The 17,738-nt window shown below is 39.7% G+C and carries 18 protein-coding genes and 1 pseudogene; 4 read left to right on the plus strand and 15 right to left on the minus strand.

The window, feature by feature from the left end; genetic code table 11:
* Positions 1 to 61: 61 nt before the first annotated feature.
* From HT708_RS00245 to tsaB, 8 genes are all read right to left on the minus strand, one after another.
* Positions 62 to 385, minus strand: coding sequence for an AzlD domain-containing protein (locus HT708_RS00245; RefSeq protein WP_000253936.1), 324 nt, complete (start codon positions 383 to 385; stop codon positions 62 to 64).
* On the minus strand, positions 375 to 1,070 hold the full coding sequence (locus HT708_RS00250; RefSeq protein ID WP_000659737.1) for an AzlC family ABC transporter permease: 696 nt from the start codon (positions 1,068 to 1,070) through the stop codon (positions 375 to 377). The genes HT708_RS00245 and HT708_RS00250 overlap by 11 nt, the downstream gene beginning before the upstream one ends.
* A 273-nt stretch (positions 1,071 to 1,343) precedes the next feature.
* Positions 1,344 to 2,570 (minus strand): MFS transporter, encoded by a 1,227-nt coding sequence (locus tag HT708_RS00255; protein WP_166736633.1) that lies wholly within the window; start codon positions 2,568 to 2,570, stop codon positions 1,344 to 1,346.
* Positions 2,570 to 4,495 carry a protein kinase family protein gene (locus HT708_RS00260; protein ID WP_166736632.1) on the minus strand — a complete coding sequence of 642 codons (1,926 nt, stop codon included), beginning with the start codon at positions 4,493 to 4,495 and terminating at the stop codon, positions 2,570 to 2,572. The genes HT708_RS00255 and HT708_RS00260 overlap by 1 nt, the downstream gene beginning before the upstream one ends.
* Positions 4,496 to 4,989: 494 nt before the next feature.
* On the minus strand, positions 4,990 to 5,853 hold the full coding sequence (locus tag HT708_RS00265; protein ID WP_166736631.1) for an XRE/MutR family transcriptional regulator: 864 nt from the start codon (positions 5,851 to 5,853) through the stop codon (positions 4,990 to 4,992).
* Positions 5,854 to 5,957: 104 nt separating this feature from the next.
* Complete coding sequence (gene tsaD, locus HT708_RS00270; RefSeq protein WP_166736630.1) at positions 5,958 to 6,968, minus strand: tRNA (adenosine(37)-N6)-threonylcarbamoyltransferase complex transferase subunit TsaD; 1,011 nt, start codon at positions 6,966 to 6,968, stop codon at positions 5,958 to 5,960.
* Entirely contained in the window at positions 6,958 to 7,395 is a 438-nt protein-coding gene (gene rimI, locus HT708_RS00275; RefSeq protein WP_166736629.1) for a ribosomal protein S18-alanine N-acetyltransferase, read from the minus strand. Before rimI ends, tsaD begins: the two co-directional genes overlap by 11 nt.
* A complete protein-coding gene (gene tsaB, locus HT708_RS00280; RefSeq protein WP_166736628.1) occupies positions 7,392 to 8,075 on the minus strand; it encodes a tRNA (adenosine(37)-N6)-threonylcarbamoyltransferase complex dimerization subunit type 1 TsaB in 684 nt (227 codons plus the stop codon). Before tsaB ends, rimI begins: the two co-directional genes overlap by 4 nt.
* Before the next feature lie 176 nt (positions 8,076 to 8,251).
* On the opposite strand from tsaB, the gene cibA reads away from it, so the two are divergent.
* Positions 8,252 to 8,437 (plus strand): fratricide two-peptide bacteriocin subunit CibA, encoded by a 186-nt coding sequence (cibA, locus tag HT708_RS00285; RefSeq protein ID WP_000180841.1) that lies wholly within the window; start codon positions 8,252 to 8,254, stop codon positions 8,435 to 8,437.
* Position 8,438: 1 nt separating this feature from the next.
* Positions 8,439 to 8,591 carry a fratricide two-peptide bacteriocin subunit CibB gene (gene cibB, locus HT708_RS00290; protein ID WP_000974046.1) on the plus strand — a complete coding sequence of 51 codons (153 nt, stop codon included), beginning with the start codon at positions 8,439 to 8,441 and terminating at the stop codon, positions 8,589 to 8,591.
* 321 nt (positions 8,592 to 8,912) lie between these two features.
* On the opposite strand, the gene HT708_RS00295 is transcribed toward cibB, so the two are convergent.
* Positions 8,913 to 9,128: a hypothetical protein gene (locus tag HT708_RS00295; protein ID WP_023935522.1), complete on the minus strand. Its 216-nt coding sequence runs from the start codon at positions 9,126 to 9,128 to the stop codon at positions 8,913 to 8,915.
* Positions 9,129 to 9,502: 374 nt separating this feature from the next.
* Positions 9,503 to 9,596: pseudogene (locus HT708_RS12275) on the minus strand (phospholipase); the annotation flags it as partial.
* A gap of 503 nt (positions 9,597 to 10,099) precedes the next feature.
* On the opposite strand from HT708_RS12275, the gene HT708_RS00310 reads away from it, so the two are divergent.
* The gene (locus HT708_RS00310) at positions 10,100 to 10,333 is read left to right on the plus strand and encodes a DNA-dependent RNA polymerase subunit epsilon (protein ID WP_000639572.1); all 234 of its coding nucleotides are present in this window, start codon (positions 10,100 to 10,102) and stop codon (positions 10,331 to 10,333) included.
* A gap of 1 nt (position 10,334) precedes the next feature.
* Entirely contained in the window at positions 10,335 to 12,014 is a 1,680-nt protein-coding gene (locus HT708_RS00315) for a ribonuclease J (protein WP_000331962.1), read from the plus strand.
* 193 nt (positions 12,015 to 12,207) lie between these two features.
* Here the strand turns inward: HT708_RS00315 and mnmG are convergent, their stop codons facing one another.
* The 5 genes from mnmG to HT708_RS00340 all read right to left on the minus strand — a co-directional run bounded on the left by mnmG (position 12,208) and on the right by HT708_RS00340 (position 17,674).
* Positions 12,208 to 14,121, minus strand: a complete 1,914-nt coding sequence (gene mnmG, locus HT708_RS00320; protein WP_172925833.1) for a tRNA uridine-5-carboxymethylaminomethyl(34) synthesis enzyme MnmG — start codon at positions 14,119 to 14,121, stop codon at positions 12,208 to 12,210.
* A gap of 9 nt (positions 14,122 to 14,130) precedes the next feature.
* On the minus strand, positions 14,131 to 14,586 hold the full coding sequence (locus HT708_RS00325) for an NUDIX hydrolase (protein ID WP_172925834.1): 456 nt from the start codon (positions 14,584 to 14,586) through the stop codon (positions 14,131 to 14,133).
* Between the two features lie 140 nt (positions 14,587 to 14,726).
* Positions 14,727 to 15,848: a tRNA 2-thiouridine(34) synthase MnmA gene (gene mnmA / locus HT708_RS00330; protein WP_172925835.1), complete on the minus strand. Its 1,122-nt coding sequence runs from the start codon at positions 15,846 to 15,848 to the stop codon at positions 14,727 to 14,729.
* Positions 15,849 to 16,498: 650 nt separating this feature from the next.
* Positions 16,499 to 16,801 carry a hypothetical protein gene (locus tag HT708_RS00335; protein WP_023941044.1) on the minus strand — a complete coding sequence of 101 codons (303 nt, stop codon included), beginning with the start codon at positions 16,799 to 16,801 and terminating at the stop codon, positions 16,499 to 16,501.
* A 144-nt stretch (positions 16,802 to 16,945) separates the two neighbouring features.
* Positions 16,946 to 17,674: a hypothetical protein gene (locus tag HT708_RS00340; protein WP_172925836.1), complete on the minus strand. Its 729-nt coding sequence runs from the start codon at positions 17,672 to 17,674 to the stop codon at positions 16,946 to 16,948.
* Positions 17,675 to 17,738 lie beyond the last annotated feature (64 nt).

Genomic DNA, 17,738 nt, shown 5'->3' on the forward strand with positions numbered 1-17,738 from the left:
CAGTTACATATACCTACGGAAAGGCAAAGCTGACGTGGTTTGAAAAGATTTTCGAAGAGTATTAAAAGACCAAACGCAAGACTGCAATCAAGACCACTCCAAAGAGAACCGTACCGACTAGATTGCGGTAGCGAAAGGCCACCCAAGCTGTTGGAAAGACGGCTAAGAAGTCTAGCCATTTGATTTGAGGAAGACTCCCAACCTTGCCTGTCACTACACTTGAAAGAATCAAGGCAAAGATAATAGAAACAGGCAAGAACTTCAAAAAACGCTCAACGATCGCAGGCAAGCCCTTATACTTGACCAAGATGAAGGGAATCATACGGGGAATCCAGGTCACCAAGCCAGAGAAAATAACTGCTAATAAAAGATACTTACTGACCATCTAAAACCACCCCCATTGTACAACCAAGTAGCGTCGCAAAGAGAACAGCTAGTGACTGAGACACCACTGTCAAAAGTAAAAAGAAGGACACCGCAACAACTGCTAAGATAATGAGCAGATTGCGGACAGGAATCCGTCTTTGCATAATCTGGAATTGCGAAGCAAAAATGCCGATAAACATCCCAACCAGGGCAAAATCTAAACCAAAGATCTCTGGATTTGGTAGCAGACCACCCAGAGCCGTTCCGACAACTGTTCCCACAAACCAAGCCACATAGCTGTTGAGGTTGTTTCCGTGCATCCACATAGGATTGACCTTGTCTGTATGGGCTAATTCGCCCATCAAAACGCCATAGGTCTCATCTGTCAAGATACTAGACATACCGATATTGTGCCAAAGACTGGTATGACGAAAATAGGTCGACGCATGCAAACTCAACAAAAAGAGACGCAAATTGATTAGAAAAACCGTCATAGCAATAGCTGCCACAGGTGCTTGAACCGCAATTAGTGCCAACATGGCAAACTGGGCGCTCCCAGCATAAACAAAGAGGCTCATCAAGCCCATCTCAACAGGTGTCACATAGGGCGCACCGATAATCCCACAGGCCAGTCCGATACTAACATATCCAAGGGCCGTTGGCATAGCTGCCTGCGCTCCCTCCCAAAATCCTTTTTCTTTCATCTTTCTCCTCGTATTGTCTTAATAATACTCAATGAAAATCAAAGATCAAACTAGGAAGCTAGCCGCAGGTTGCTCAAAACATTGTTTTGAGGTTGCAGATAGGAGCTGACGCGGTTTGAAGAGATTTTCGAAGAGTATAAGTAGGCTGATAAGAATCCAGCCACAGCATGGACTATTATAACACATTCAGGAAAGAGAAAAAAGTCTGTTGATTTTGACCATCATAAAAAGACTGGCAATCCAGTCTCAAATATATATTATAGAAATTCTCCGCTAAATACTTTCACGAATATTCAGAAGCATGACAAAGGCAACTAGAAGAAATAGCAATAAAACAAAGCTAACTGCCAGAGTTCCAAAGCTAGTAGCAATGGTTACCAAAGCTATTGTAAATAAGCTAGGTAAAACAACCGTAATAGCACCGATAGAAGATTGAACTGCTCCCATTGACTCCTCAGGTATTTGTTTAAAGACGAGTTCTTGCAATCTAGGAGAGAGAACACCTGCGAAAAAGGCATCCAAGGTACTAAAGATAAGAATCCAGTCAAAACGAACTGTGGCAAATCCTACTAGAAGAAGCAATTGGATGACAAGTGAGGCATAGAGAGCTGTTTTTATAGAAATCGTATTTTTCAAATAGCCACTTACAAGACTTCCGACAATCAGGGCTGACAGTTCAAAAGTGGATAGCAAGGCAAGAGATTGACCTGTTTGTAAATTCAAAAAGGGTTGATTCCTCAAAAACAGAGTAGAAACAGGAACTGTAACATTTATCACTGCTTGACTAATAGAAATAATAAACAAAACTAAGAGCACCTTATTCATATTCCATATCAATTTCGATGATTGGAGCAAATGCTGGCAAAAGGATTTTACAGAGAGTCCTTCTTGATAGCTAATCGTTTTTTCTACTTTCAAGAGGTCAGTTTTTATGAAGAGGATACCTAAAAATGCGATTAAAAAGGTAAGAGCGTTCAGTAAGGAAATAAACTGGATGGATAGAATGCCTAGTAAGACTCCTCCTAGGATATTACTGATTGTTTTCACTAAACTAACAGTTGACTGTTTAAAGCCAATAGCTTCTGCCAGATGGTCTTGCCCAATAATTCTAATGAAAATCGGAGTGAGCATAGCGCCTGAAAAATAACTCAATGTGTCAGACAAGAGGTTAATCAGACAAATAAATGCTACTAGCAACAAGGAGAAAGACTGCCCTGAAAGTGATAAAGACACTATAGAGTAAAGCAAAAATTTTGCAAAACTAATGACTGTGTATTTCAAGACACGATGATGTTGAAAATCCGCCAAAACTCCCAGAAAGATTTGTAGAACTTGGGGCAGGGTTTCTGAAATCGTGATGAGTAAAATCGCCAAAGGGGCAAAAGATGCATCTGCCACATAATTCAGGAAGGCCAGATAAAAAATCGTATCCCCAAGCGTTGAAATCCACTGGTTGATGGTTAATTGTCTAAAATCTCTATTTTGAAGAAATACTTTCATCACAACTCCTTCATATCCATGTACTTAGATAACACATAAAGGTACTCTTGCTTATCTGCTTTAGAATACTTCACATAGCACTCTACTGTATTTAACAAAGACAATGCAACTTCTTTATATTTTCTTACTTTAAAATAACAATACAGTTCTAACAATGTATCAGCTATCCCTAGCATACCATTCCAGAAATCTGCATATTGAGCAAACTCTGTAATTAATCCTTCAGATAATTCTTTGATTAGATCTGTATACTTTTCAAAATCTATAAAAATCAAAGCACGGATAAATCCTGCTGTCCCGTTATTTAGATAAGGTGAAACTAAATTTGATTCTATCGGAACCATCCTACCATTATCTGCCACAATTAATTTTTCAATAATGATATTAATTCCATAATCAATAATATCGCAATCAAAGTCATATATTTTCATCAAAATAAGTAAGCCAGACAATCCATCTAGTCCTAAATTTTTTTCTCTATGCATCAGATGTTGCAGTAATCGCTGATTATTTTTAGCATTCTCATATCGTTGAAAATTGACTAGTTCTTTATTAATAATCTCAGTAATAGTAAAAGATCTTTCTGGTTGATCAGTTAGAACCTCATCTAAACTATGCAGGGATTCAATTTGATAAACATAAATTTCATTTAAATCTTTCAGGATATCAGATACTGTTGCATCCTTAGAAAATAGTTTTTCTATAATACTTGTAAAATTTGTTCTTAAACCAAATTCAGCCAATAAAGAATTTAAAATATGATATGATTGTGATAAATTGTCCATTGATTTTATATGCAATCTAGCCAACAAAAATAGTAGTAAATTCCCAACTTTATGGCAATCAGATACTTTGCCATCTATAGAGTTCCATTCCTTTAAGCTAATTACGCTATACAAACCAATAGCTGGTTTATTATCATACTCATAACTATTTTCTAAATCTACAAAGTAAAGTTTATTCTCTGATTTTATAAAATTTCCGGGATGTATATCATTTAAAATAATATTTCGACTATGAAAATATTCAACCAATTCTAATAGTTCCCTAGTAATCAATAAAAAACTTTTAAATCTCTTAATGTTTAACTCCTTATTAGGCTTCTTATAGCTAACAATAGAGTATGGTTTTGTGTATTTTAATAAATCACTACCATCTATAAATTCATAAATATAATATTGGTTAATCCACTCTGTAACAGTTTCACGCACAGCTGGAACACAATCTAATAATTTTTTTGAAATTTCATATTCATTTTTTCTAAGTGCTTGAGTCTCTACTCCTCCAAAAGAAATAATATGAGGTCGGCACTCCTTCAAAATATACTTTTTCCCTTCTATCACTGAATCTACTTGATAGACATTCCCTCCATTTGACTGTGTTAGTACGGTTTTTAATCTATAATTTCTTGCTAAGTATGAATCCTTTATAAACGTATTCTCTTGAATGTCTTGAATCCATTCTGGTAAGTTAAAATATGCTTTTTGATAGTCTTGCCACTTTTCTCCATTTGGTCCTAGCAACGTCGGAATACCTTTTTCTAAATACTCCAAATCTTCTCTAAAGAACCCATATCTGTAAAAAATTGTATTGGAATCTTTATAGGCACGATCGCTTAGAATATAAATTCCCTCCATATTTTTAGGAATAGTTTGATAAAGTAGTTCTAATATGCTACGAAAAGCATCGTTATTTTTAGGATAAATCGTAAAGTATTTCCCTGAATTAGCAGGAGATTCTCTAATAGAGAAATTATAAGCCACATCTTCTTCCCTATATATATACTTATAAGATATCTTCCTATCATCTAACAACGGAGAAAGAAGATTATAGATATCCTTGTAATTATCAAGAGTTGCCGATATGTGAATTTTATAACCATAGACAGGCAAACTTTCTTCGTCTACAATTTTATATTTATACATTCTTTTCTCCTTTTGTTATGATGACTTGTTCTTTAGCAATTACCTCAGTTGGCATTTTCTACATTAAAATTCCAAAACCTTTATAAGTATAAAAATAAACTTAATAATTGAGTATCTTTTACAATACTGTACAAAAGAAAGTAATTGTCACTCTTTCAGACTGATTGAATCTTTCTGATTCGCGTGTTAATTCATGTACAAATGCTGTCATATGCTTCTCCTCCAATTATTTTTACTTATAAACCACTTCTGCGACCTAGGATTTGCTTCAAGTGCTTTACAAGGACAGTATAACACGAAAATTGGCTTATTTTAAAAAATCGCATATTTGATATTTTTTCTTATAGAAATTTCAGATTTGCGATTTTGGTGAATTTGATTACTTCTCTGGTATAATAAAGTTACTACTAATGAGGAGTGGAGAAATATGAAAAAACAAATTTTAACATTATTGAAAATCGTTGCTGAGATTATTATTATTTTGCCATTTCTAACTAATCGATAAGCTTTTTGTATTGCTGCAAACGCAATTCAAAAAGGGCTATTAATTGTGGATTTTCTAATACTTGCAGAGATTGGATAAAGTGTTCAATCTCTTTTTGATTGCTTCCCTTAGTTTGAAGGAAAATGCTCATCTTCTTTAAAAACTGCCACAATAATTTCTCAAAAACATCGTATGGACGGAGCATACTCTCCAGCTCGGCTTCAAAGATTGGGATATAAGAAAAAAGTTTGCGCTCCATGAGCTCTGAGATGATATTTAAGAGTCCTTGCTTCATATACAATCGATTGTGTACTAACTCTTTAAATTCTTTGGATTTTTCGAGTAAGGAGGTTGATAAAAAGATCAGATCTTGATTGCTCAAGAAGGGCATAGTATTGCAAAAGAGATAGAGTTCAAACCAGGTCCAAGACTCGATAGCATAGAGATAGGTGGTCAAAAACTCGCTATCCTCCTCTGCTAGTGGGTAGCTTTTATCTAGTGAGTGGATGGCATCTTTGATTACAATAGCATTCAAACGACGATAGGTCTCTGCCATCTGTTCTTGCTTGATTTTCTCCAATAGTTGCTCTAAGCCAGCGATATCTTGGTGGGCAAAGCGATCCACAACCTTTCTACCAATCTGCATATGTGGAGATTCTTGATAGTTGTTGAGCTTGTGCCCAAACTCATCAAAGGTCACATTTATACCTTGGATGGCTAGGATCAACTTATCTGCAGACAGCATAGACTGTCCTAGTTCAAACTTGGATAGCTGAGAAGCTGTTAGTCCAGCACAAGCCACATCTGACTGCTTGAGCTTTCTAGCCAGGCGCAGTTCCTTGTAAAATTCCCCCAATTCCATTTTTTCAATCATCCTACCACCTCCTAGCTTTTGCATATTATATCATTATTTGTGTTCATTTGTCAAAATATTCTGATAGTTGGAAAAAATAAAAAAGCCAGCCTTAAGCTGACTCTTTATTCTATGGTATCAAAAGCGAGGCTTGGTTTGGCATTGAGGTCCAAGTTTGCAAAGTTTTCTTTATTCCACTCGCTGACGCTGGCATAGGCAATCATTCCTGCATTGTCTCCGCAGAGACGCAGAGGTGGAATGATGACCTTGACATCTGTGATTTCGGCTGCTAGGCGTTCTCTGAGACCTTTATTGGCTGCCACACCACCTGCTACGACTAAGGTTTTAACAGGGTATTTCTCCAAAGCCTTCTTAGTTTTTGCCATAAGAATATCCAAGACAGCTGCTTGGAAGGAAGCACACAAATCCTCTGTGGACAAGCTTTCTCCCTTTTGCTCGGCATTATGGTGAAGATTGATAAAGGCAGATTTCAAACCTGAGAATGAAAACTCCAGATTATCTTCCTTAATCATAGCACGAGGGAAATCATAAATATCCTGTCCCTGATGAGCTAGCTCGTCAATCTCACGACCGGCTGGATAGGTCAAGCCCATGACACGGCCGACCTTATCATAGGCCTCACCAACCGCGTCATCTCGCGTTTCTCCAACAATCTTGTAGTCACCAGCCTCAGAAACATAGACCAACTCTGTGTGTCCACCGCTGACCAAGAGGGCTAGCAAGGGAAACTCCAAAGGCTCCACGCTCTGAGCTGCCATAAGGTGACCAGCCATGTGGTTAACGGGAATCAGCGGAAGTCCATGTGCCCAAGCAAAGGCCTTAGCAGCTGACAAGCCAACTAGTAAAGCTCCAACCAATCCTGGCCCATAGGTAACCGCAACAGCTGTCACGTCCTCTTCGGTAATCCCTGCTTCTGCTAGTGCCTCCTCGATACAGGCTGTAATGACCTCGACATGGTGACGACTAGCTACTTCAGGCACTACGCCCCCAAAACGTTTGTGACTCTCAATTTGACTAGCAATGACATTGGACAAGAGCTCATCGTCATTTTTCAATACGGCGACACTGGTCTCATCACAGGATGTCTCAAATGCTAAAATATATCTATCCTTCATCTATTTCTCTCTTCATGATGATGGCGTCCTCGAATGGGTCATGGTAGTAGGCCTTTCGCTCAGCGATGACTGCCATCTTTTCTTTCTTGTAAAATGCTTGCGCTCGGTGATTTGACTTTCTGACTTCGAGGAAAATCTCCTTGTCTGTCGGCAATTGAGCAAACAAGGCTGACGCAATCCCCTGACCCTGATAGTCTCCTTTAACAGCGATTTGCAAGACTTCTGCCTCAAAGATATTTTCCTGCACAGCTAGAAATCCAATCACTTCTGCCCCATCATAGGCCAGAGCATACCAAGTCTGGTCTTGGAATAGGTCAGCTTGGATTTGCTCCAGCGTCCAAGGACTGACTGGGTAAACAGCTATCATAACAGCGTAGATGGCTTGAGCTAAGTCAGGCTGCTGTTGGATTCGTTTAATTTCTATCATAGGCGTTTAATGTAAGACTCGCCAGACTCGGTGTGGTTCTTGAGCCAGTTTTCCTCTGCCTCAACACGTTTGAGGTAATTTGGCACAAAGTCGTGTAAGGAGTCTGCTTCCTTGTCCCAGGCCAAAAGAGCAAGATTGGCTGCATTAGGCAAGGTTTCTTTGAAATTAGTCCTTGGCAAGTGTTCTTGAATCTGCTCCACAAAGGTGCCAACTTCTCCGACAAAGGTTACCTGGCTAGCACCCTTGATTAGCTCAATCACTCGCTCAAAGGGCAGGTGTGCTTCTGGCATGACAGGTTTGGCATTTTCATAAAATCCTGCGTAAACATTGTTGCGACGCGCATCCATCAAAGGAACGAACAAGCCTTCTTGTTGGTAGGGCACCAGAGCCAAGAGACTCGACATACCAACCAACTCGATGTTTAGAGTGTGAGCTAAGGTTTTGGCAGTTGCCACCGCAATTCGCAAGCCTGTGTAGCTACCTGGCCCTTCCGCCACCACGATTCGATCCAAATCTTTGGGCGTCCAGTCCACACTCGCCATCAAAAAATCGATGGCAGGCATAAGGGTAATACTGTGATTTTTCTTAATATTAATCGTCGTCTCGGCAAGAACCTGCTTATCCTCTAAAATAGCGAGAGAAAGAGCCTTGCTAGACGTATCAAAAGCTAATACTTTCATAACACATTCCTATCTTTTTTCTGCTTACTATTATACTACAAAAGCTGGCACATGGGAATTTTCTTTATCCCCAAACAAGAGTGCCCTCACTTAACTAAAAATAATTTAAAAAAATGTTCACTTTTCCTTTTCTTTTACGAATATAAAAGTGAACAAGAAAAAAGGAGGAAAGTTCAATGACAAATTTTGACGTTCTTGACAATCAATTTTTATCCTTATCTGAAAATGAATTATCAGATATTGATGGCGGTCTCGCTCCCTTGGTTATCTTTGGAGTAGCAGTATCTTGGAAAGCTATTGCAGGTGGAACAGCACTTATAGGTTCTGGTTTGGCAGCTGGTTATTTTTTAGGAGGAGATTAATATGATGAAAGATTTGAACAACTATTGTGAAATTTCTACTAAGGAATTGCAAGAAATAAAGGGTGGCTTTGGTGTAGGTGTTGGTATCGCTTTATTTATGGCAGGTTATACCATTGGAAAAGACCTTCGTAAAAAGTTTGGTAAGTCATGCTAGATAAAAAACACATTTTTAGAAGGATAAATTTTATTATCTTTATCTCTTATAGTTTGCTCAGCATTCTCAATGATTTAAACATGACTACTATCCCTTTACCAATTGATCTATCTGTTTGTATTGTTTTATTTTTATGCTTCAACTCTATTTTTGAGCAGAACAATGACTCCCATAAAAATAATAAGCTCTGAAAATTCCATTGTCATGTCATTTTAGAAAAATGCAAAGACCACCTCATCTTGATAGATGGGGTGGAATTTTCGTGTCATAAATTTACTATCTTTTGCCACCAAACAAAAAGCCCCAGCATAAGCGGGGCATCTAAGCATTTAATCCAAAGTAAAATACAAACCAAACGACATAGGTTACAAGGAGGAGAAAAAGCGAGTAGAGAGTCACAAAGGTAATTTTCCACAAGAACTTGGTTTGTCGTCGTTCCAGTTTGGCAAATAGAAGATTCCCTCCATAAACGCAAGCAACAAAAACAATAAAAGCTACCAAGCGAGCTCCGATAGCAAAAGCAAATAAGTTATACATAGGGCAACCTCCTTAGTTTAAAATTATCTTAATAAGTAAAGTGAAATATTGCATAAGTATCCATTTTTAATATCGCAAATATATTTTTTAAAGACATAAACACATCTACAAGCGCCTATAAACAGAAACCTTAAAAGATAAGTTAAAACTTATAAAATAAGATTCTGTTCATAGACACCAATATTCATATCAACACTTTTACGTAACAACTCATATTTTACAAAAACTTAGTCTTATACGAATCTAGAAAATAGAGCCACAGCTGCTCTTGCATATGCTCCTTTAGTTGTATTCCAAGCATTATTTGCTACAATAGGAGATAATCTTATTAGGAATGCGGCATTGCAACTTCTATTATCTGCTAAAAATCCCTTAAAACACTTATCATGATAGAAACAAGCCATATCTAAATCATCAATAGCTGGAATAGAATATCCATTATTTCCCATAACCACAATAATTACCATAAGAGCCTATAGGAAAAAGAGAGCGATCCATTCTAGCCAAATCAGTTGACTCTCCGTTAGTCTCTATATCCGTTACGATTTCGTTTAAAACACGCCCTACCTCCAAAGCTTCATTATCTAAACCAAGCTCCTCTGCTTTATCTAATCTAACTACAGGGAAACCATGTTCATTCAATTCGGTAACTTTATCCAATTCAGAAGTATCTATAAAGTTAAACATAATATCAATAGCACTAAACAATATAGTTTCCGAATTATTTCCTTTCCAGCTTAGACTATTTCTTTCTATATATTATAGCACATACTTTTTGGAATTGCAAGCGTTTACCAAAGAAATCGTCCCATGACTTTCTCGTTTCCGTCTTTTACTAATTTTTCATTTTGTGGTATAATTGAAATAATTGTAACGAATCAAGGTCAATCTAGACACAAAATGGAATGAAATCAAGCAAATCTCTGCTAAAAGTTTGGAATAAGCTGACCTGTAAAATAGAAAGGAACTATATGATTTACAAAGTTTTTTATCAAGAAACAAAAGAACGTAGCCCACGCCGTGAAACAACACGCGCACTTTACCTAGACATCGATGCCAGCTCAGAACTTGAGGGCCGTATCGCTGCTCGCCAACTTGTCGAAGAAAATCGCCCAGAGTACAATATCGAGTATATCGAACTCTTGTCTGACAAATTGCTAGATTACGAAAAAGAAACTGGCGCCTTCGAAATCACGGAGTTCTAATATGGCCTACACTCTTAAACCTGAAGAAGTCGGCGTTTTTGCCATCGGTGGTCTGGGAGAAATCGGGAAAAATACATACGGAATTGAATACCAAGATGAGATTATCATCGTCGATGCTGGGATTAAATTCCCAGAAGATGACTTGCTGGGTATCGACTATGTCATTCCTGACTACTCATACATCGTGGACAATATCGACCGCGTCAAGGCTGTTTTGATTACCCACGGACACGAGGACCACATTGGTGGGATTCCGTTCCTGCTCAAGCAAGCAAATGTCCCTATCTATGCTGGACCACTTGCCTTGGCTTTGATCCGTGGGAAACTCGAAGAACACGGCCTCTTGCGCAACGCCAAACTTTACGAAATAAACCACAACACTGAGTTGACCTTTAAAAATCTCAAGGCAACTTTCTTTAGAACGACTCACTCTATTCCAGAGCCTTTGGGAATTGTCATTCATACTCCGCAAGGAAAAATCATCTGTACGGGCGACTTCAAGTTCGACTTTACTCCAGTTGGAGAACCTGCAGACTTGCATCGTATGGCTGCCCTTGGTGAAGAAGGCGTGCTTTGTCTTCTGTCTGACTCAACAAATGCAGAAGTGCCAACCTTTACCAACTCTGAAAAAGTCGTTGGTCAGTCCATCATGAAGATTATCCAAGGCATTGAAGGACGTATCATCTTTGCATCCTTTGCCTCAAATATCTTCCGTCTCCAGCAAGCAACTGAAGCTGCTGTTAAGACTGGACGTAAGATTGCGGTCTTTGGTCGTTCTATGGAAAAGGCCATTGTCAACGGAATCGACCTTGGCTACATCAAAGCTCCTAAGGGAACCTTTATCGAGCCAAATGAAATCAAAGACTACCCTGCTGGCGAGGTTCTCATCCTCTGTACAGGTAGTCAGGGTGAGCCGATGGCAGCCCTCTCTCGTATCGCCAACGGAACCCACCGTCAGGTACAACTCCAACCCGGTGATACCGTTATCTTCTCTTCAAGTCCAATCCCTGGAAATACGACTAGCGTCAACAAGCTGATTAACATCATTTCTGAAGCTGGTGTCGAAGTTATCCACGGTAAAGTGAACAATATCCATACATCTGGACACGGTGGCCAGCAAGAGCAAAAACTCATGCTCCGCTTGATTAAGCCAAAATACTTCATGCCTGTCCACGGTGAATACCGCATGCAAAAAGTCCACGCTGGACTAGCAGTGGATACTGGTGTTGAGAAGGACAATATCTTTATCATGAGTAATGGTGATGTGCTTGCCCTTACTGCTGACTCAGCTCGTATTGCAGGTCATTTCAACGCCCAAGACATCTATGTCGATGGAAATCGTATCGGTGAAATCGGCGCAGCTGTCCTCAAAGACCGTCGTGATCTATCTGAAGACGGTGTCGTTTTAGCAGTCGCAACTGTTGACTTCAAGTCGCAGATGATTCTATCTGGTCCAGACATCCTCAGCCGAGGCTTTGTCTACATGAGAGAGTCTGGCGACCTGATTCGCCAAAGCCAGCGTATCCTCTTCAATGCCATTCGTATCGCACTGAAAAACAAGGATGCTAGCGTGCAATCTGTCAATGGTGCCATTGTCAACGCTATTCGCCCCTTCCTCTATGAAAATACAGAACGTGAACCAATCATTATCCCGATGATCCTCACACCAGATGAAGAATAAATCACAAAACAGCCCCGTCTTCGGAGCTGTTTTTCTCTATGCTTTCTTTTGAGATTAAAACTCAATGAAAATCAGACCAGAAGGCTAGGAAAATGCATAACTTGAGTTAGCTCCCATAGTTCGGGGAACTATGGGAGGTTGGAGATGAATCAAAGCCAAGCTTTGAACTCGTTCGTAAGAAGCCGACGACGTATCATTTTGATTTTTGAAGAGTTTTAGAAATACTACGATTTTTACCTTCCAGATACACCATCAAAATAGAAATATCTGCTGGGTTTACTCCCGAAATACGGCTGGCTTGGCCGATGGTTTCTGGATTGATGAGTTTGAACTTCTGACGGGCTTCGGTTGCGATAGAGTCAATGTCATCCCAGTCGATATTAGCTGGAATGCGTTTTTCTTCCATGCGTTTCATCTTGGCAACCTGGTCCATGGCTTTTGAAATATAGCCTTCGTACTTGATTTCTGTTTCAATCAATTCGATAATCTTGTCATCCAATTCCTCTGCAGCTGGTCCGATGAAGGCCACCACATCTTGATAAGAAACTTCTGGACGGCGAAGGAATTCCTTGGCTGTCACTGCATCGGTCAACGGCTTGAAGCCCATCTCCTCAACCTTGGCATTGGTTTCCTTGACTGGCTTGAGTTTGATACTGTCTAAGCGTTTCATCTCATTATCAAATTGGTTTTTCTTGATTTCAAAGCGAACCCAGCGTTCATCATCCACAAGACCAATCTCGCGTCCCATCTCTGTCAAACGCATATCAGCATTGTCATGACGGAGAATGAGACGGTATTCAGCACGACTGGTCAAGAGACGGTAGGGTTCAATGGTTCCCTTGGTCACCAAGTCATCAATCATGACCCCGATATAACCGTCACTGCGCTTCAAAATCAACTCAGGCTTGCCTTGGATTTTCAGAGCCGCATTGATACCCGCGATAATCCCTTGGCCTGCTGCCTCTTCGTAACCTGACGTTCCATTTGTCTGACCAGCAGTGAAAAGTCCTGAGATTTTCTTGGTTTCCAAAGTCGCACGCAACTGGTGAGGCAAGACCATGTCGTACTCAATGGCATAACCTGTTCGCATCATCTCTGCATTTTCCAACCCTTTGATAGAATGAACCAGTTCACGTTGGACATCCTCAGGCAGACTGGTTGAAAGTCCTTGAACATAGACTTCCTCAGTATTGCGCCCTTCTGGTTCAAGGAAGAGTTGGTGACGTTCCTTGTCCGCAAAGCGCACAATCTTATCCTCAATCGACGGGCAGTAACGAGGTCCCACTCCCTTGACCACACCTGTAAACATAGGCGCACGGTGGAGGTTATTTTGGATAATTTCATGACTGGTACCATTGGTATAGGTCAACCAGCATGGCACCTGATCCTTGACATAATCCTCATCACGTGAAGTATAAGAGAAGTGATTAGGCGCTTCGTCTCCTGGCTGAATTTCTGTCACATCGTAATTGATAGAAGAAGCCTTGACACGTGGAGGAGTTCCTGTCTTGAAACGACCAATTTCGAGGCCCAATTCCTTGAGATTGTCAGCAAGGTTAATAGAAGCCAAGCTGTGGTTAGGACCTGATGAATACTTGAGGTCTCCAATGATAATTTCCCCACGGAGGGCCGTTCCTGTCGTCACGATAACAGCCTTGGCAGCATACTCTTGGTGGGTAGCTGTACGGACACCGACAACCTTACCATCTTCAACCAAAATCTCATCAATCATGGTCTGACGAAGGGTCAAATTTTCTTGATTTTCAACCGTCTTGCGCATTTCCTTAGAGTAAAGTTCCTTATCAGCCTGCGCACGAAGGGCACGGACAGCTGGCCCCTTCCCTGTGTTAAGCATCTTCATCTGGATGTAAGTCTTGTCAATGGTCTTGGCCATCTCGCCACCGAGGGCATCGACTTCACGCACGACAATCCCCTTGGCAGAACCACCGATAGAGGGGTTACAAGGCATGAAAGCCAGCATTTCAATGTTGATAGTCGCAAGCAAAACCTTACAACCCATACGGCTGGCAGCCAGGGAAGCCTCAACCCCAGCGTGTCCCGCACCAATTACAATAATATCGTATTCTTCAGTAAAATTATATGTCATATTTCTCTCCTATTTCTCAAGATGAATGTGTCTTAGTTGGCCGTCCCAAACTGGTAGGGCTGTTTTTAGAAAGGCTGGAACTAGCTGGATATTCTGGAGCTGATCAAAGTCAATCCACTCACAGGGCTGCCTTTTCTCATCTTCCTGCATGGTCAATGGGGCATCTTCAAGCAAATCCACCAGATAATGAAACTCGATATTGTGATAGGAAACACCGTCCTGTTCAAAACGATTTTCAACCACGAAAGCTAGTTGCCCAGCTTGAGCTTTAACACCCAGTTCTTCCCTCACTTCACGAACTACCGCGTCTTCCGTGCTTTCATTGACTTGAATCGCACCGCCAATAGTATAATACTTGCCCTTATCTTTGGTAACTAGAAGCTTGCGATTTTGGACAATCAAGGCTGTCGCCCGAACACCAAAAACTGTATTTCCTACTTTTGTCCGAAAGTCTTGCTGAGTCATTTTTGTCCTTTCCTCTAAACGACACAAAAACAGTCAAAACTCCAAAGAAGTGCAGGACAAAAAAGCCTGCAACATCCATGAGCTTTGACCATCATTTCTATTGCTTTTATTATTGTAGCAAATTAAGAAAATTTGTCAATCTAAATGTACTGACAAACTTGTCCATCTCGATAAGCATTGTCAATCAAACCACCACCTAGACACTCTTCGCCATCGTAAAAAACAACTGCCTGTCCTGGTGTAATCGCGCGTTGCGGTTCTGCAAAGATAACCTCTGCCTTATCTCCTTTGACATGGACGGTCACCTTAGAATCAGGCTGACGGTAGCGGAATTTTGCTGTGCATTCTAGCGTAAATTCCTCTGGCATCTCACGAGTAAAGTGGACTTGACTGGCTTCTAGGCTGGTTGACATGAGCGAATCATGGTAGAAACCTTGGCCGACATAGAGAATATTCTTGCTTAGGTCTTTTCCGACAACGAACCAAGGAGCATTGTCTCCGCCGTGTTGTCCACCGATACCAAGCCCGCCACGCTGACCAATCGTATAATACATAAGACCTGCATGCTCGCCCATATCGCGACCATCCACAGTCATCATGCGACCAGGCTGAGCTGGTAGGTAGTTGCTAAGGAAGTTTTTAAAGTTCTTTTCTCCGATAAAACAAATCCCTGTCGAATCTTTCTTCTTAGCAGTCGCAAGTCCTGCTTCTTCTGCTAGTCTGCGAACTTCAGGCTTTTCCAAATGTCCTAGTGGAAACATGGTTTTTTGAAGTTGTTCTTGCGAAAGCTGGCTGAGGAAATAGGTCTGATCCTTGCCATTGTCCACGCCACGAAGCATGTGAACAATGCCATCCTTATCACGCGCTACACGGGCATAATGCCCAGTAGCTACATAGTCTGCCCCCAAGGTCATGGCATAGTCCAAAAAGGCCTTGAACTTGATTTCCTTGTTGCACATAACATCTGGATTTGGCGTGCGTCCTGCACGGTATTCCGCTAAGAAATACTCAAAAACGCGGTCCCAGTACTCTTTTTCAAAATTGACAGAGTAATAGGGAATACCGATCTGGTCTGCCACCGCAGCCACATCCTTGTAATCTTCGGTCGCCGTACAGACCCCGTTTTCATCTGTGTCATCCCAGTTCTTCATGAAAATACCGATCACATCGTAGCCCTGCTCCTTGAGCAAAAGAGCCGTCACCGACGAATCAACACCACCACTCATCCCCACGACAACACGTGTTTTAGAGTTATCACTCATGGTAAGTCTCCCATCTATTCGTTTATTTATACCCCTCAAAATTCTATTTACTATGACTTTCAATAGAATTTCTTCGAGTATAGTCTTTTCGTTTGCTTTTAGGACTAGGCAACGAGTCGCAGGCATAACTTGAGTTCGCTCAATCAGTCTGGGAGACTGATTGAGGTTATAAATCAGACAAGCTAAGCTTGCATCTCATTTCGAGTTAACGACGTAATAAAAGATAAACGAAATGACTAGTTCACGATTGAAGGTCGTGTGTGCTTTAACGATTGAAGGTCGCTTGAGCAGTATTCATTATAACATGCTTGGTTAGAGAAGACAAGGAAAGGAGCCAATCTTGACTCCTTTATTGAAGAAATTGTTTTAACCTTGTCCTTTCTTTTCTAAGCCGAAAATGAAATGGTAATCGATAAAGATGCCCATGATTGAATAGGCACATAAAATATCCTATACTTACCTTCCATTATTCCGTGATTGAATGTATTTAGCAACAATATAGATAAGAAAGGCAAACATGATTGCCAGATAGCTCACTATAAGGAAAACATGCTTAAAAATACTAGTATCAAATAAACTCACGATAGCTAATAATAGATTCATAATAAATACTATAGTCGCAAATAGTTGTACTTTTTTATCTTTCATAACTAGTCCCAGCCTAAATTACTTTCCAATATCCTACCGAAATTATAGCCGGTAATATAGCCTGACATATAACCTGTTGCTGCACCACAAGTAGCTAAAATGAATGCATAGCTAACTGTACCAATAACTGGTAAGGTTATTGTCCCTAGTGCTGCACCAGCTGCCGCTCCAGTTATAGCTCCTGCTATTCCGCTTGCGACACCACCTACACCTCCACAAAGCAAGGCAAGCCACCCTTCACCATCAAGATACATCATCTCTTCTTCATCAATAGTAACATAGTTGTTTGGTAATACGAGTTCCATCAAAATTCTCTTTTTTATTAATCATGGTTAGGATAGTTTCCTAACAAGTGATTGTCGACTGTGTTTATAGTACTTAGTTACCTAGATAGCTTTCCTTTATCATGTCTGATTTTAAGCCGTTCCAAGATTTAATCCATATTTCTATTACTTGCTATTTTTAAATAATTCGTATTCCTTTTCTTTGATAAATGGAACTGAAAAATTAGAAAAAAGAAGTAAAACCGAAAACAAATAGCCTGCTTTTTGAATCACTAAAAGATATCCTAAAAATAAGTAAGCTATAACATCCAATGCGAAAAGAAAAAATATTCTCCTCTTCATTAAAGTACTTATGTCAAATAATCTGATGAATAAAAATTTTATCGTGGTATCTACACAAATTTTTATCAAAAAGATAAGAGTTAGTACATGATTATCAACTGTAGCATAAAGAATAGATGGAAATATAGTTAATATAAAACTAGAAATCTCTAAATATTTTATCCAAGGAGATTGAGACACCTTGCTTCTAAACTGACTAATTTTCTTATATTCGTTAGTCAATTTAATATCAAAATCTTTCCCAATTAAATGAAAAATTATCAACTCTGTAATAAAAACACTTATTAATACGGTATAAGTCAAAAAACTTTCTGGGAAAAACTTATTGATTAAAATGGGGAAACTCATTAACAGAATCGAATTTATGGCTAGACAGATAGATACTATTTTATTTTTCACAGAATATAGAGGTAGTGATACTATTGAGTAGATAAAAGCTAAAAAAATAAGCAAAAAATACTCCGTATCATTTATAATCGCCCTGAATGATAAAAATATATACACCCAACACACGATGATGTGTATTTTTCGAATCTTATCTACATTACTCATCTTACTGTCTCCGATATGAAGCCGTCCCAAGGATAAAAATTACCACTAATATTATAACCTTCAT

The organism is Streptococcus sp. 3613 (genome assembly GCF_013277375.1).
GTDB classification, from domain to species: Bacteria; Bacillota; Bacilli; order Lactobacillales; family Streptococcaceae; genus Streptococcus; species Streptococcus pseudopneumoniae.

Bases quoted from the DNA above. Each gene is read 5' to 3' on its own strand.
- HT708_RS00245 (WP_000253936.1), bottom strand. From the start codon at position 385: ATGGTCAGTAAGTATCTTTTATTAGCAGTTATTTTCTCTGGCTTGGTG.
- HT708_RS00250 (WP_000659737.1), bottom strand. From the start codon at position 1,070: ATGAAAGAAAAAGGATTTTGGGAGGGAGCGCAGGCAGCTATGCCAACG.
- HT708_RS00255 (WP_166736633.1), bottom strand. From the start codon at position 2,570: ATGAAAGTATTTCTTCAAAATAGAGATTTTAGACAATTAACCATCAAC.
- HT708_RS00260 (WP_166736632.1), bottom strand. From the start codon at position 4,495: ATGTATAAATATAAAATTGTAGACGAAGAAAGTTTGCCTGTCTATGGT.
- HT708_RS00265 (WP_166736631.1), bottom strand. From the start codon at position 5,853: ATGATTGAAAAAATGGAATTGGGGGAATTTTACAAGGAACTGCGCCTG.
- tsaD (WP_166736630.1), bottom strand. From the start codon at position 6,968: ATGAAGGATAGATATATTTTAGCATTTGAGACATCCTGTGATGAGACC.
- rimI (WP_166736629.1), bottom strand. From the start codon at position 7,395: ATGATAGAAATTAAACGAATCCAACAGCAGCCTGACTTAGCTCAAGCC.
- tsaB (WP_166736628.1), bottom strand. From the start codon at position 8,075: ATGAAAGTATTAGCTTTTGATACGTCTAGCAAGGCTCTTTCTCTCGCT.
- cibA (WP_000180841.1), top strand. From the start codon at position 8,252: ATGACAAATTTTGACGTTCTTGACAATCAATTTTTATCCTTATCTGAA.
- cibB (WP_000974046.1), top strand. From the start codon at position 8,439: ATGATGAAAGATTTGAACAACTATTGTGAAATTTCTACTAAGGAATTG.
- HT708_RS00295 (WP_023935522.1), bottom strand. From the start codon at position 9,128: ATGTATAACTTATTTGCTTTTGCTATCGGAGCTCGCTTGGTAGCTTTT.
- HT708_RS00310 (WP_000639572.1), top strand. From the start codon at position 10,100: ATGATTTACAAAGTTTTTTATCAAGAAACAAAAGAACGTAGCCCACGC.
- HT708_RS00315 (WP_000331962.1), top strand. From the start codon at position 10,335: ATGGCCTACACTCTTAAACCTGAAGAAGTCGGCGTTTTTGCCATCGGT.
- mnmG (WP_172925833.1), bottom strand. From the start codon at position 14,121: ATGACATATAATTTTACTGAAGAATACGATATTATTGTAATTGGTGCG.
- HT708_RS00325 (WP_172925834.1), bottom strand. From the start codon at position 14,586: ATGACTCAGCAAGACTTTCGGACAAAAGTAGGAAATACAGTTTTTGGT.
- mnmA (WP_172925835.1), bottom strand. From the start codon at position 15,848: ATGAGTGATAACTCTAAAACACGTGTTGTCGTGGGGATGAGTGGTGGT.
- HT708_RS00335 (WP_023941044.1), bottom strand. From the start codon at position 16,801: ATGGAACTCGTATTACCAAACAACTATGTTACTATTGATGAAGAAGAG.
- HT708_RS00340 (WP_172925836.1), bottom strand. From the start codon at position 17,674: ATGAGTAATGTAGATAAGATTCGAAAAATACACATCATCGTGTGTTGG.